Source organism: Georgenia sp. Z1491 (assembly GCF_057652395.1).
In genome coordinates this window covers 362,331-376,143 of record NZ_CM172729.1, presented here as the reverse complement: position 1 = coordinate 376,143, position 13,813 = coordinate 362,331, and the positions used below count along the sequence as shown (strand labels likewise).

The following is a 13,813-nucleotide window of genomic DNA, read 5'->3' as shown; positions in this document are numbered from 1 at the left end:
CGCGCGGCTGGTCCGGAGCGAAGTCCGCACCCCCGCGGCGGGCCCGGTAGCGAGGGCCCCGCCCGCGCAGCGGGCCCGGCCTACCGGTCCGCTCGCATGAAGGTCGTGTCCGCGAAGGGGCTCGCCCCCGCCACCTCCTGGGCGAGGAGCTCGCCGATCGCCGGCGCGTGCTTGTGGCCGTGCCCGGAGTCCCCCGCGGCGACGACCAGCCGCTCCCGGCCGGGCAGGCGGCCCACGTGGAACTGCTGGTCCGCCGAGCGCGTGTACATGCAGGCGACGCCGGACACCGGGCTCGGGTCGACGTCCGGGTAGGCGTGCGCGACCGCGTCGGCGAGCGCAGCGGCGTCGCGGCCCAGGTCGATCGACCGGTCGAGCCGGTCGGGATCGGCGTCGGAGAAACCGAGTGCGTCGGTGCCGTCGTCGTCGAGGCCGAGCTTGACGGCGAACCCGCCGTCGGTGCCGGGGAGCTGGGCGCCGTGCCCCCAGACGCAGCGCCCGTCGTCGAGCTCGCGGATGATCACCGGGAACCTCCCGACGTCGAGGATCCCGCCCGGTGCGAGCGCCGCGGGGTCGCGCCCGGTGAACCAGAACATGGGGACGCGGCGCGGCCGCAGCGGCAGGTCGACGAGCCGGTCGGTCCAGGCGCCGGCCGCGACGACCACCTGGCGGACGGTGAGGGTGCCTCCGCCGCCGAGGCGCACGACGACGCCGGCTCTCGCCTCGTCGATGGCCTCCACCCGAGCGCGGACGACCCTTGCTCCGGCGGTGCGTGCGGCGTCGACGGAGGCACGGACCCCGGCCTCGGGCCGTGCGAGGCCGGCGGCCGGGTCGAGGACGGCCACGTGGTCCTCGGGCAGGGCGTGCAGGACGGGGAACCGGTCGCGGGCGTCGGGGGCGCCGATCGTCTCCACCGCCGTGCCGGCGGCCCGGGCGGCGTCGAGGACCCCGGAGACGACGCGGCCGGCCGACGGTCCCGCCATCACGCCGCCGGTGAGCGTGAGCAGCTCGGTGCCGGTGGCGGCCTCGAGGTCGCGCCACAGCTCGCGGGCGCGGCCGGCGATCGGCGTGAGGCCGGGGTGCTCGAGGCAGAGCTCGCGGAAGAGGCGCGTGGTGCCGTGGGTCGAGCCGAGCGCGTGGCCGACGGCGTGCTGCTCGACACCGACCACGTCGATGCCGCGGGCGGCGAGCCGCCACAGCGCCTGGGAGCCCCAGGCACCGAGGCCCACGACGGCGACGTCGGCGCTTGTCGTGGGGGCGGAGGAGGTCGTGGCAACGGAGCTCGTGGGGACTGTGGACACCGGCTGAGTCTGGCACCGTGCGGGACGCGCGTTGTCGGCGAACGGCGCGTCGACCACGATGGGAGACGGGCCGGCAGGCGTCGGACGGGGGCAGACGCGGGGTGTCAGGCGGGCGGGAGCAGGTCCGTTCGTCCGAACATCTCGGCGGTGGCGCGCGCCGTGGGAGTGCCGTGGTCCGGATCGGCGCCGTGCTCGAGAAGGGCGGCGACAACGTCCTCCTCGCCCTTGAAGACCGCGCCTGCCAGCGGGGACTGGCCCCGGTCGTTGAGCCGGTCGACGCCGGCGCCACGATCGGCGAGCGCCCGGACGGCGTCTGCGTGCCCGTGATACGCGGCGAGCATGAGCATGGTGTTGCCTGCCGGATCGGCGAGGTCGACCGGGGCCCCGGCGTCGACGTACGCGGCGAGCCGCTCGGCCTCGCCGCGGCGCGCCATGTCGAACAACTCGTGGGCCAGCTGCGCCGCGCGGTCCTGCTCGTCGGGGTCGTCGTGCTCGTCCTGCTGAGCCGGCTGCTCGTGCTGAACGGGTCGGTGCTGCGAGGTCGGTTCGTCGGCGTCGCGCGGGTCGTCCGTGGCCATCGACCGAGCGTAGCCGCGGCGCCGGCCCGCCCGCCGACGAGAACCTGCGTTCAGCGTCGGCGGCGGAGCCGGTCCATCAACGAGCGCCTGCGCGGAGCCGGTACGGCCTGCCCGGACACCGGGTCACCCGGTCCCGATACGTCGCCGTCGCGGACGTACGGGGTGGTCTCGGTCGATATCAGCGCGTCGTCGAGCGCCACGCCCGTCGTGCGCTGGAGCAGCTCCATCAGCGAGTCCTCGGTCAGCGGCCCGATCCCTGCAGCCGCTTCCGCCGTGTCCGGCTCGCCGTCGTCGAGCTCGATCTGTCCTTCCTGCGAGCGCAGCTCGCGGAGAGGTCCGCCGGGCGCCGTGACCTGCCAGAGGTAGCTGTCCGAGGTGCCGCCGAAGACGGCGAGTCGAACGGTGCGGCCAAGGACCGGGGCCAGGACGGGGGCAAGCCCGAGAACGTCGAGCATGTCGCCGAGGAGCACCGTCCCGCTCGGAACCGCGGCGGCGAAGACCGCACCCGGATAGCCGACTGCCGAGGTGTCCGCCGTGAGGACGAAGTCCGCGAGGACGGTGCCGTCGACAGGTCGCAGTCCGGCGCCGGCGAGCTCGGCCGGTGCGGCACCCTCGACGACGGCGATCGCGCAGTTCCATGACATGGCAGGACGATAGCGCCGGCCGGGGTCAAGCCGCGTCGCGGAGTGCGATCGGGCCTGCGTCTCGGGTCGGACCGCGGCCGGCCGGGCGGGTCAGGCCGGTGGCAGGAGATCGGTGCGACCAAGGATCGGCGAGCGACCGTCACGCGCCGGCCGGGCTGCTTGTCCGACCGCCGCCCGCCACGCGGCTTCTCCCGAGGTCGCGAAGGAGACGGGGGTCCCGTCCACCGTGAAGCCGATCGACTCCTCGCTTATCGGTTCCTTGTTCCCGCCCGGCATCACCGCGGCTGCGTGAGTCGCCGGCGGCCGCGTCGTTCGAGGTCGGGGAGCTGGTGCGTGCGTCGGAGGTGGCGGCGCGACGATGTAGCCGGCGGCGGCACTGCCGTAGACATGGAGCGCAGCCGCATCGATGTCCCACAGCCACGCCAGGTGTGCGCACAGGATCGCGTCGACCTCGTCCTCGACCCTGTTGATGTCGGCCGGCCGAGAGGCTGCTGTCACGATCTCGACGATCTCCTGCCAACGCCGGCTCTCGCGGAGCTTGAGGTTGTCGAGCCCTTCAATACGGTCAACGACCTCGGCAAGGGCTGGTCGTCGGGTCTCGATGGAACCCTTCTTGTACTTCAGCGTCCGACCGAGCTCGAAGAGCCCCACCATCGCCGCGTGCGGGTAGACCTCGAGGCAGAGCGGCCGCGCCGTCGACCCCGGATCCACCTCCCAGCCGTGGCGCTGCGCCAGACGTTCAGCGCGGGGCGGGTTCATGTAGCTCATCGAGCGGTTGCTCGAGTGGCAGCCGGCGTCGTACCGGCCGTAGACCGAGGTCACGAGACGCTCGCAGTCGCGCTGGCCGGTCTCGTTCGTCACGACCAGAGGTGCGTCGACGGCGATGATTTCCCGCCCGTGAGCAACGTGCCGGGCGAGCCAGTCGTCGATCTCGGCATCGGAACCGACCGACCCGGATGCCGTCAACGCGCCGTCGGCATCGAGCACCGCCAGGCCGGTCCTCGCTCGATCGTTCCACGCGAGGTCGATCCCGACGTACGCCATGGTGGTCCACTACGCCTCTCATGCAGGTGTGACGGGGCCTCCGAACCTAGAAGGTCCGGAGGCCCCGTGACAACGGGTGACAATGGGCGCGCAGGAGGGCCTGAACTCCTGCCCTCGTCGACTCACGCACCCGCGCGGGGGCGCCGCATGCCTCCGAGCGGGTGCCTATGGCGTGGCGCGGACGATGACCAGCGAGCCGTCGAACGTCGGTTGCCGCCGCAGTGCGCCGTACTTGGTGTCCCACGCGCCCGAATCGATCGCCGCACCCAGGGCTGCCACGTACTTCTCGGCCTGCGCAGGATCGACGAAGCTCCAGGCCGAGCATGCCGCGCGCGCCCCGGCACCGAGCAGCTCCTCGGGACGCCCGTAGTACGCCTCGTTGAACCCGTCCGTGCAATCGAGCGGAATCGGCACCAGGTCGACGGCGACCGCGCCGCCGAGCCCCTCGGCGAGCTCGGACATCGCAGGGTAGCGACGACGTTCCGTCGAGATGACGTCCGGCGCGTACTCGGCGAGCCAGAAGCGGTCGAGCAGGTCAGGGTCGCAGGTCAGGATGACGACAAGGCCGCGGGTGACGCGGCGGATCTCCGCGAGTCCCGCGGCGAGATCGCCCCACTGATGGACCGAGAACGTCGTCATCGCCGCGTCGAAAGCATCGTCTGGAAACGGCAACGACTCGGCTACCGCGTCGATCGCAGTGCTGAGCTGGTCCGCTCGCTGGGCGCGCATGCTCGCTGACGGTTCGATCGCCGTCACGTCCCGGTCGACGGGCTCATAGTTCCCGGCCCCTGCGCCGACGTTGAGCACCGTCCGTGCACCGCCGAGCGCATCCCACACGGCCTGCGCGATCCGCGGGTCGGGACGGCGATAGTCACTGTACGACTTCCCGATGACACCGTAATCAGCATCCCCGGCGCTGCCGTCCAGCTTTCTCGACTGCTCCACGGCCATGCACCGATCGTCACACAGGGCTGCGCGCGCACCGTCGTCGTCAAGAGACCGTCAACGAAAAACGGCTGAACCCCCGAGACCAGGGGTTCAGCCGTTCACGATGTCCTGGGACATCACACTGTGCGCGAAGGGGGACTTGAACCCCCACGCCCTTTCGGGCACACGGACCTGAACCGTGCGCGTCTGCCAATTCCGCCACTCGCGCGAGCCGTTGTACTGCGGCAAACAGCGTAGAGCAGGCTATCACCTGCGATCCGCGTGACGCCCGCGGATCCGGGCACCCCGGTGGTGATCCCGCACACCGGCGGCGCCGGTCGACGCGCAGCAGTGACCGGCACACCGGCGCCCACCGAGCCGGTGCGAGGCGTGCCGAGTCACCGAGGCAACTGGGTACGTGCCGAGTCAGTCGACGCGGGGCACTGACTCGATGTGTACCCCGCTGGCTCACCGCGAGACGCCGCAGGAGGGACGCCCAGCAGAACCGAGCTCACCGGCCGGGCCGAATCCCGCTCACTCGCCAGGTGGGGGCCGCTGCGCCCGGCAGAACTGCGCCCACCCGCCGGGAAGGGTCAGTCGTTGTCGCCGCCCGTGTCGTCGGTCGACCCGAGCCGCACCTCCTCGCCGCGGCTGTCCGTGAACGTCCACTCCGCGACCTCCGGGAGGTCCTCGCCGTGCCGGCGGGCGTGCATGCGGGCACGGGTCCTGGTGTCGAGGAGCTCCTGACGCAGCCCGGCGGCGCGCTCGGCGAGGCCGGGGACGCGGTCGATGACGTCGGCCGCGAGGCGGTACCGGTCCAGGTCGTTGAGCATGAGCATGTCGAAGGGCGTCGTCGTGCTGCCCTCCTCCTTGAACCCGCGCACGTGGATGTTGCCGTGGTTGGTGCGGCGGTAGGTCAGGCGATGGACGAGCGCCGGGTATCCGTGGAACGCGAAGATCACCGGCCGGTCGGTGGTGAACAGCGCATCGAAGTCCTTGTGGCTCAAGCCGTGCGGGTGCTCCCGCTCGTCCTGCAGCCGCATGAGGTCGACGACGTTGACCACGCGGATCCTCAGGTTCGGCAGCGCCCGCGCGAGCAGGCCGGCGGCCGCGATGGCCTCCATCGTGGGGATGTCGCCCGCGCACCCGATGACGACGTCGGGCTTCTCGCCGGTCACCTCGGTGCCGGCCCAGTCCCAGATGCCGATGCCGCGGGCGCAGTGCAGCTCGGCCTCGTCCATCGTCAGCCACTGCGGGTTCGGCTGCTTGCCGGCGACGACGACGTTGACGTACCCCTTGCTGCGCAGCACGTGGTTGAAGGTCGACAGCAGCGTGTTGGCGTCCGGCGGCAGGTAGATCCGCGTGACGTCGGCGGTCTTGTTCATGACGACGTCGAGGAACCCCGGGTCCTGGTGGGAGAACCCGTTGTGGTCCTGGCGCCACACGTGGCTCGACAGCAGGTAGTTGAGCGACGGGATCGGCACGCGCCAGGGGATCTCCAGGCTCGCGTCGAGCCACTTGGCGTGCTGGTTGAACATCGAGTCGACGATGTGGACGAACGCCTCGTAGCTGTTGAGCATGCCGTGGCGACCGGTGAGCAGGTAGCCCTCGAGCCAGCCCTGCACCTGGTGCTCGGAGAGCACCTCCATCACGCGCCCGCGGCGGGAGAGGTCGACGTCGGTGTCCACGATCTCGCCCTGCCAGGCCTTCCCGGCGACGTCGACGGTGGCCGAGAGCCGGTTCGACGCCGTCTCGTCCGGCCCGAAGACCCGGAAGTTCGTGCGGTTGCGGTCGACGACGCCGGCGAGCCAGCTCCCCAGCGTGCGCGTGGCCTCGCCCATGGTCCCGCCGGGCGAGGGCACGTCGACGGCGTGCTCGCGGTAGTCGGGCAGGTCGAGGTCCCGCGTCAGGCTGCCGCCGTTCGCGTGCGGGTTGGCGCTCATGCGCCGCTCGCCGGCGGGGTTGTTGCGGGCCACGGCGGAGGTGACCCGCCCGTCCTCGTCGAACAGGTCCGCGGGCCGGTAGCTGCGCATCCAGTCCTCGAGGAGCCGCGTGTACTCGGCGTTGCCGCGCACGTGGTTCATCGGCACCTGGTGGCTGCGCCAGGTCCCCTCGACGGGCAGTCCGTCGATCTCCTTCGGCCCGGTCCACCCCTTCGGGGTGCGGAAGACGATCATCGGCCAGCGCGGGCGACCCTCGAGCGTCCCGGCGGCCGCGGCCGAGCGGATGTTCGCGATCTCGTCGAGCACCCGGGCCAGCAGCGCGGCGAAACGGCGGTGCGTCTCGGCGGGGTCCTCGTCGTCGAACCCGCCCTCGAAGAAGTGCGGGCGGTGACCGTAGCCGATCATCAGCGCCTCGAGCTCCTCGCGCGGGATGCGGTCGAAGAGGGTGGGGTTGGCGATCTTGTAGCCGTTGAGGTGGAGGATCGGCAGGACCGTGCCGTCGACCGTGGGGTCGAGGAACTTGTTGCTGTGCCAGGCGGTGGCGAGCGGGCCGGTCTCGGCCTCGCCGTCGCCGACGACCGCGACGGCGATCGTGCCCGGGTTGTCGAACGCAGCCCCGTAGGCGTGGGACAGGACGTACCCGAGCTCTCCGCCCTCGTGGATCGACCCGGGTGTCTCGGGCGCGACATGGCTGGGGACGCCGCCGGGGAAGGAGAACTGACGGAACAACTCGTTGACGCCGCGCTCGTCGGGTCCGACGTGCGAGTAGACCTCGGAGTACGTGCCCTCGAGCCAGGCGGCCGCCACCAGCGACGGGCCGCCGTGCCCCGGGCCGCTGAGGTAGATCGCATCGAGGTCGCGCTCGATGATCTGGTGGTTGAGGTGGGCGTAGAGGAAGTTCTGGCCCGGCGAGGTGCCCCAGTGGCCGAGCAGCCGCGGCTTGATGTCCGCGTCCTGCAGCGGCCGGCGCAGCAGGGCGTTGCCCATGAGGTAGATCTGGCCGACGGCCAGGTAGTTCGCTGCCCGCCACCACGCGTCGACGGCCTCGACCGTCGCGTCGTCGAGGCGGTAGCTCTCGGTCTCGTTCGAGTCTGTCCCGGCCGTTGCGGCGTGGAGCTCCATGTCACCCAGCCTGGTGCTCCGGGCGCGGTTCCGCCACCCCCGAAGGTCCCGGTCCCGGTGTTGCCCGACGACGACGAACGGGGGCCGACCACCCTGAGGTGGTCGGCCCCCGCCGCCCCGGTCGGCGCCTTCCCGTGCCCACCGGGTCAGGGCTGCCTCCCGCCAGCCGTCCTGCGACACCTACCTGCCGTGCACCAGCACGGCGGTGGCGCCGATGCCGATGAGCAGGGCCGCGATGAGCGCCAGGGGTGCGCCGTCGGCGCCGGTGACCGCCACGGACGTGTCGTCCGCGCCGCCGGTGCCGGTCTCGGTGACCACGCAGGTCGCGCCGAGCGGGAGGTCGTCGTAGACGGCGGACAGGTTGTCCAGGGTGAGCTCGCGCGTGGAGCCGCCCGGGATCGTCACCTCCTGCTCCGCACCGTCGACCACCCGGACGCACTGCAGGTCGACCTCGAAGGTCGAGCCCTGTGGCGCCGGGCCCTCGACGGCCTTGGTGACCACGAGCGAGGTGGCCTCGAAGGTGTTCGTGATGACGACCTCCGCGACCTCGTCGCCCTCACCGATGACGACGGTGCCGTCCTCCGGCGAGATCGACGACGCGTCGGCCCCGCCGTTGAGCGTCTCCGCCACGACGCACGCGGCGCCCTGCGGCAGGTCACCCACCGTCGCGACGTAGTCGTTGTCCGGGCCGAGGACGACCCGTTGGTCGTCGGCGCCGACCACCGACTCGACCTGGAGGTCGGTCGGGCTGCCGGTGCGCGACGTCTCACCGAACTCGCCGGTCTCGCCCTGCTCGCTGACCGTGCCGGCGGAACCCAGCGGGAAGCCGTCGACGCGGACGATCCACCCGCCGTCCTCGGAGAGCGACACGGTGCCGAAGTCACCCATGTGCACGTCGACGCCGGAGATCGTGCACTCGACGTCGGCGAGGATCTCTTCCGGTGCGTAGGCCGCGGCCGGGCCGGAGATCTCCTTGTCGATCTGGATCGAGCCGGTCGGCAGGTGCGCGCCGGCCACGGACGGGGAGCGCTTGTCCCAGGTGCCGACGCAGGCGCCGGCGTCGATGGTGACCTCGATCGTCGTCGTCGCGCCCTCGGGTGCGTGGACGACCGGGGCCTCGACGAGCTGCGGGCGGTACTGCGTGCCTCGCGGCGTGCCCGAGACCAGCATGGCCTCCTCCGGGGAGGGCAGCTGCTCGACGATCACGAGCTCGTCGATGCGCCTGGTGCCGGCGTTGACCGCCCGCAGGACCCAGTCGTCCTCGCCGTCGATGACGGAGTTCGCGACGCAGGGGCTGCGGAAGTAGCTTCCGTCGGCTGCCGCGCCGAGGCCGGGGGCCGCGGTGAGGTTCGGTGTGCAGGTGGCGCACGCCTGAAGGCGGGAGACGACCCGGTCGCCCGGCTCGACGGCCCCGCCGGGTCGGACGTCCTTGGGAGCGTGACCTCGATGCCCGGGGCGATGACGACGAGGGTGTCGCCGGCACCGGCCTCGGCCGTACGGCCGTTGGCGGCCGTGACGGTCGTGGTCATCGTGTTGTTCACCGTGATGCTGCTCGTCGCGGAGCCGGCTGCCTCGTCGGTGGTCCCGATCGTGAAGGCGGCGCTGGTCTGCGTGTCCGCGAGGGTGAGCTCGACGACGGGTCCGGCAGAGGTGTCCCGCTCGGTGGCGCGCTGCTCGACGTCGAGGGTGATGCCCGCGCTCGCGCCGGGCTCGATCTCGCCGGTGCAGGTCAGCCGCAGGCCGGCGACGTCGGCCTCGCTCACGCCGGTCGCGAGCGCGGTGATGTCCGTGCCCGGCGCCAGGTCCACCGGCACCTGGAGGCTGAGGACGATGGTGAAGTTCTGGCCCTCGACCATGCCGACCGCGCCGCACGGCAGGTCGCTGCCGCCCTCGCGCCACGTGACCGCCCGCGGGATCGACGCCTCGCCGGGCGAGATGGCCGCATCGGTGATCGGGAGGCCGGCGAGCTCCGCGGGCAGTTGGTCGACCAGCTGCGCGTCGACGCAGGCTGCCTTGTCGCAGCCCATGACGATCGTGTCGCTGAAGGGCTCGCCGGGGGTGAGCTCGGACGTGCTCACCAACGTGCTGACGGTGAGGTACTGGACCGTCGCCGTGGGCGCGGGCGCGTCGTCTCCGCCCTCCGGGGCCGAGCTGACCGCCGACGGGACGAGCATGAGCACCGACGTGGGCAGGCCGAGGAACGCCCCGAACCGGGCCCGCCTCCTCCGGCGTGCACCGTGCCCGGTGCTTCTGTGACGTGGGCGGCAGGCAGGCGGCGCGCAGCGGACATGCACGCTCCTAGCAGGCAGGAAGCGCATGCCGTGTCCCCGCGCGCGGACGTGCCGGCGCGGCGGGGCGACGTCGGGCTGCCGGGGGGGACGAGCTCGACGGAATGGGGGGCGAACGCTTCTCAGGGGGGCGGGGGCGTGCAGCTGGGGACGACGGCACGGGGACACCAGTTGCTCATCGTTTCGATCTGCATCGGCTTCGGTGCGGGGTGAGCCGGAACGTCCCCCGTGTCACCCCCCCGGGGAGTGTCTCGACCTCACCCAACGGGGTGTTCCGACCTGCTTCCTCGGCGGGACCGGGTCCGGGCTCAGCCCGCCGGCAGGATCAGCCCGCCAGCAGGCCGGCCACCAGCGCCCGTGCCAGGGTCTCCTCGCGCGAGGAGACGCCCAGCTTCCGGCAGAGCGAGCTGCGCTGCGACTTCACCGTGTTCAGGGACACGCTGAGCGTCTCCGCGATGCACGCCAGGCTCGATGTCCGCGAGAGCTCGCGCAGCACGACGAGCTCCCGCACGGTGAGGTCCGGCTGGTCGCTCGCCGGCGGGAGGATCGGCCGGACGCCGTCGGCCGCGTCGCCGAACTCGTCGAGGGAGCGGGTCGGCAGCAGCATGAACGGCGAGCGGAGCCCGTGCACGCGGCTCACCACCGCGGCGCGCTCGGCCACCGTGCGCGCCTCATCGACATGGCCCCCCGCGCGCAGGGCCACCGCCGTGAGTGCGCCCGTCGTCATGCGGTCCACCGGGTCGTCCGGGGCGAGGGACCCCGGGAGCCGACCTGCCGGCCCGGCGTCGCCCCTGGCCAGCATCACCCGTGCTGCGGCCGTGCCGAGCACGATCGTCGTCCCCAGCCCCACGGCGGGGTCGGCGGCGGAGCCGAAGGCGTTGAGCATCCGCTCGGTGCCGGCGAGGCCGAGGTAGAGGTCGGGGGCGAGCTCGACGTCCCAGTCCAGCGCCCGCCGGGGCACCGACCGCACGGCGCCGCGGACCGAGAGGCCGTGATGGCGCCGGAGCGTCGCCGAGATCCGCGACCGTGCCTCGGGCCCGAGATCCTGGAGGTCGTCGACGGCGAGAAAGCCTTCCGTGACATCGGGGATCACCCCGTCCTCGACCCAGTGGACGTCGCCGCGCCCCTGCGCCCAGGCCGCCAGCGCGGAGGACTTGCCGCTCCCCCGCGGACCGGTCAGAGCGACCGCCGCGTGGGACCAGGACAAGGCCGCCACAACGCCCGCGGGCTCGATCTACGGTGTCGGGACTCGAGGCGGCACCGCAATACCCTAGCCGCAACCGTCCCGGCGCATGACACCGTCCCGCATCGCGACCCGCATCGCGTCTCGCCACGTCACGCCGAGTCGTGGGACGGGGCGGCGTCCCGCTCCCGAGCCACGGGTCGTTACCATCTGCGTCAGGTACAGCGAGCGCACACCGTCCGGTCGGGACCGGGCGGACCGGCCGACAGCAAGGAGCACCGCACGGATGGGCATCCTCGACCGCTTCGAGAAGGGTGTGGAGAACGTGGTGTCCACGGTCTTCTCCAAGGCCTTCCGCTCGGAGGTCAAGCCCGTCGAGATCGCCTCCGCGGTGCGGCGGGAGATGGACGAGCGCGCGGCCACGCTGACCCGCGACCGCACGGTCGCCCCGAACGAGTTCCACGTCGAGCTCGCCCCGAACGACCTCGCTCGCGTCCAGGAGTGGGGGCACGACGCGCTGGCCGGAGAGATGACGGCGGCCGCGACCGCGCACGCCACCTCGCAGTCCTACAGCTTCGTCGGACCCGTGGACATCGACTTCGTCGTCAACGACTCGTTGAGCACCGGGCGCATCCAGGTCCGCTCCGCCACGCGGCGCGGCGCCGTGGCGCCCGCGGCCGCCGCGACCGCCTCCGCCGCGCACCCGATCCTCGACATCGACGGACGCCGCTACCTCCTCACCGGCCCGACGACCGTGCTCGGCCGCGGCTCGGAGTCCGACATCGTCCTCGACGACTCCGGCGTGTCCCGCCGGCACCTCGAGATCACCGTGTCGCCGCAGGCCGTCATCGCCACCGACCTGGGGACGACCAACGGCACGTTCGTCGAGGGGCACCGCATCACCGCGGCCACCCTCGTGGACGGCAACACGATCACGATGGGCCGCTCGCGGATCATGTTCTGGACCGGCGAGGACGAGGCCTGATCGCGTGAACGAGCTCGTCGTCACGCTCCTGCGCGTGGGCTACCTGGCCGGTCTGTGGCTGTTCGTCCTGCTCGCCGTCCTCGTCCTGCGCAACGACATCTTCGGCACCCGCGTCTCGCCCCGTCCCACGCGCGGCCGACCCGCGCGCGGCGGTCGGTCCACGGGCGCCCCCGCCCGACCGGCCCCCGGTCGTGACGCCCCGACCCGGCTCGTCGTGACGGAGGGCCCGCTGACCGGCACCTCGGTGCCGCTCACGCGCTCCGCGATCCTCGTGGGACGCGCCGAGTCGTGCACGCTCGTGCTCGAGGACGACTACGCCTCCTCCCGGCACGCCCGCTTCTTCCCGCGCGACGGCAAGTGGTTCCTCGAGGACCTCGGCTCGACCAACGGGACGACCGTCGCCGGCCAACGGATCGGCACCGCCATCCAGGTCCCCGCCGGCCTCCCCGTCCGCATCGGCCAGACCGTCATCGAGCTGAGGCGGTAGCGGATGCCCATCGTCACGCGATTCGCCGCCCGGTCCGACGTCGGCCTGCTGCGGTCGAGCAACCAGGACTCCGGGTACGCCGGCGAGCACCTGCTCGTCCTCGCGGACGGCATGGGCGGGCCCGCGGGCGGCGACATCGCCAGCTCGGTCGCCGTCGCGCACCTCGCCCCGCTCGACGACGAGCACGGCGCCGACGAGCTGCTCGGCCTACTGCGCGGCGCCGTCGCCGACGCCCACGCCGACCTCGTGGCCCGCTCGACTGCGGATCCCGACCTCGCGGGACTGGGCACCACGTGCATCGCCATGCTCCGCACGGGCAGCAAGCTCGCGATGGTGCACATCGGGGACTCCCGGGCGTACCTCCTGCGCGGCGGCGAGCTCACCCAGATCACGACGGACCACACGTTCGTCCAGTACCTGGTCTCCACGGGCCGTCTCACGCTGGAGGAGGCCGAGCGCCATCCGCAGCGCAACATGATCCTCCGCGCCCTGGGGGACACGGACGGCGAGGTCGACCTCGACGAGTCCATGCGGGAGGCCAAGGTCGGCGACCGCTGGCTGCTGTGCTCCGACGGGCTGTTCGGCGTGGTCTCCAAGGACACGATCGCCGAGACCCTGCGGGACACCGACGACCCGGGCGCGGCCGCCCAGGCACTCGTCGACCTCTCCCTGCGCGCGGGCGCGCCCGACAACGTCACGTGCGTCGTCGCCGACTTCCTCTCCTCCGGCGACTCCCCCGGGCTCCCGACCGCCGACCCCCAGATCGTCGGTTCCGCCGCCGAGCGCCCCACGCAGCGCCCGGACGGGGCAGGCCGGTCGGACGCCTCCGCCGGCGGCGCCACCGGGGCCGCGGCGCGCGCGTCCTCCGCCGAGCGTGCGGCCGCACTCCTGGGCGCGGAGTCCGGCGAGCAGGACACGACCCGCAGGCGCCGCCTGCCACGGGTCCTGCTCGGCGTCGTCGCCGGTCTCGTCCTGCTCGCCGCCGGCGCGTTCGCGGGCTGGACCTGGACGCAGCAGCAGTACTACGTCGCGCCCTCGGGCGACCACGTGGCGATCTACCGCGGCATCCCCCAGCACGTCGGCCCGCTGGGCCTCTCCGACCTCCACGAGCGCACCGACCTGCGCATCGACGAGCTCACTCCGCTGGCCCAGCAGCGTCTCGACTCGCCCATCACGCGCGGCTCGCTGTCCGGGGCTCGCGACGTCGTCGAGAACCTGCGTGGTTCCGTCGTACCCGAGGAGTCGCCCAGCGAGTCCCCGAGCGAGTCCGGGAGCGAGTCGCCCAGCGAGTCGCAGAGCGGGGCCGCGTGAGGG

12 protein-coding genes and 1 tRNA gene are annotated in these 13,813 nt (G+C 72.7%); 3 read left to right on the top strand and 10 right to left on the bottom strand.

The features are described from left to right. Positions 1 to 80 precede the first annotated feature (80 nt). The 10 genes from solA to AC24HA_RS01700 all read right to left on the bottom strand — a co-directional run bounded on the left by solA (position 81) and on the right by AC24HA_RS01700 (position 11,051). A complete protein-coding gene (gene solA / locus AC24HA_RS01745; protein ID WP_425707208.1) occupies positions 81 to 1,298 on the bottom strand; it encodes an N-methyl-L-tryptophan oxidase in 1,218 nt (405 codons plus the stop codon). Positions 1,299 to 1,402: 104 nt separating this feature from the next. Further along, on the bottom strand, positions 1,403 to 1,876 hold the full coding sequence (locus tag AC24HA_RS01740) for an ankyrin repeat domain-containing protein (protein WP_487563568.1): 474 nt from the start codon (positions 1,874 to 1,876) through the stop codon (positions 1,403 to 1,405). Positions 1,877 to 1,926: 50 nt separating this feature from the next. Continuing rightward, positions 1,927 to 2,520: a hypothetical protein gene (locus AC24HA_RS01735; RefSeq protein WP_425707209.1), complete on the bottom strand. Its 594-nt coding sequence runs from the start codon at positions 2,518 to 2,520 to the stop codon at positions 1,927 to 1,929. Between the two features lie 90 nt (positions 2,521 to 2,610). Continuing rightward, positions 2,611 to 3,564, bottom strand: a complete 954-nt coding sequence (locus tag AC24HA_RS01730; RefSeq protein WP_425707210.1) for a DUF429 domain-containing protein — start codon at positions 3,562 to 3,564, stop codon at positions 2,611 to 2,613. A 165-nt stretch (positions 3,565 to 3,729) separates the two neighbouring features. After that, positions 3,730 to 4,515 carry a class I SAM-dependent methyltransferase gene (locus AC24HA_RS01725; RefSeq protein WP_425707211.1) on the bottom strand — a complete coding sequence of 262 codons (786 nt, stop codon included), beginning with the start codon at positions 4,513 to 4,515 and terminating at the stop codon, positions 3,730 to 3,732. A 121-nt stretch (positions 4,516 to 4,636) separates the two neighbouring features. Next, positions 4,637 to 4,720: transfer RNA gene (locus AC24HA_RS01720), tRNA-Leu, on the bottom strand. 364 nt (positions 4,721 to 5,084) lie between these two features. Next, positions 5,085 to 7,556 (bottom strand): phosphoketolase family protein, encoded by a 2,472-nt coding sequence (locus tag AC24HA_RS01715; protein WP_425707212.1) that lies wholly within the window; start codon positions 7,554 to 7,556, stop codon positions 5,085 to 5,087. Between the two features lie 180 nt (positions 7,557 to 7,736). Continuing rightward, positions 7,737 to 8,762 carry a DUF5979 domain-containing protein gene (locus AC24HA_RS01710; protein WP_425707213.1) on the bottom strand — a complete coding sequence of 342 codons (1,026 nt, stop codon included), beginning with the start codon at positions 8,760 to 8,762 and terminating at the stop codon, positions 7,737 to 7,739. After that, positions 8,759 to 9,730, bottom strand: a complete 972-nt coding sequence (locus tag AC24HA_RS01705) for an RAD23 family protein (protein ID WP_425707214.1) — start codon at positions 9,728 to 9,730, stop codon at positions 8,759 to 8,761. The genes AC24HA_RS01710 and AC24HA_RS01705 overlap by 4 nt, the downstream gene beginning before the upstream one ends. Before the next feature lie 439 nt (positions 9,731 to 10,169). Then, positions 10,170 to 11,051, bottom strand: coding sequence for a helix-turn-helix transcriptional regulator (locus AC24HA_RS01700; protein ID WP_425707215.1), 882 nt, complete (start codon positions 11,049 to 11,051; stop codon positions 10,170 to 10,172). Between the two features lie 262 nt (positions 11,052 to 11,313). On the opposite strand from AC24HA_RS01700, the gene AC24HA_RS01695 reads away from it, so the two are divergent. The 3 genes from AC24HA_RS01695 to AC24HA_RS01685 are packed head-to-tail and all read left to right on the top strand — an operon-like array spanning position 11,314 to position 13,810. Next, positions 11,314 to 12,012, top strand: coding sequence for an FHA domain-containing protein (locus tag AC24HA_RS01695; protein WP_425707216.1), 699 nt, complete (start codon positions 11,314 to 11,316; stop codon positions 12,010 to 12,012). 4 nt (positions 12,013 to 12,016) lie between these two features. After that, positions 12,017 to 12,499, top strand: coding sequence for an FHA domain-containing protein FhaB/FipA (locus AC24HA_RS01690; RefSeq protein ID WP_425707217.1), 483 nt, complete (start codon positions 12,017 to 12,019; stop codon positions 12,497 to 12,499). Between the two features lie 3 nt (positions 12,500 to 12,502). Then, complete coding sequence (locus AC24HA_RS01685) at positions 12,503 to 13,810, top strand: PP2C family protein-serine/threonine phosphatase (RefSeq protein WP_425707218.1); 1,308 nt, start codon at positions 12,503 to 12,505, stop codon at positions 13,808 to 13,810. Positions 13,811 to 13,813 lie beyond the last annotated feature (3 nt).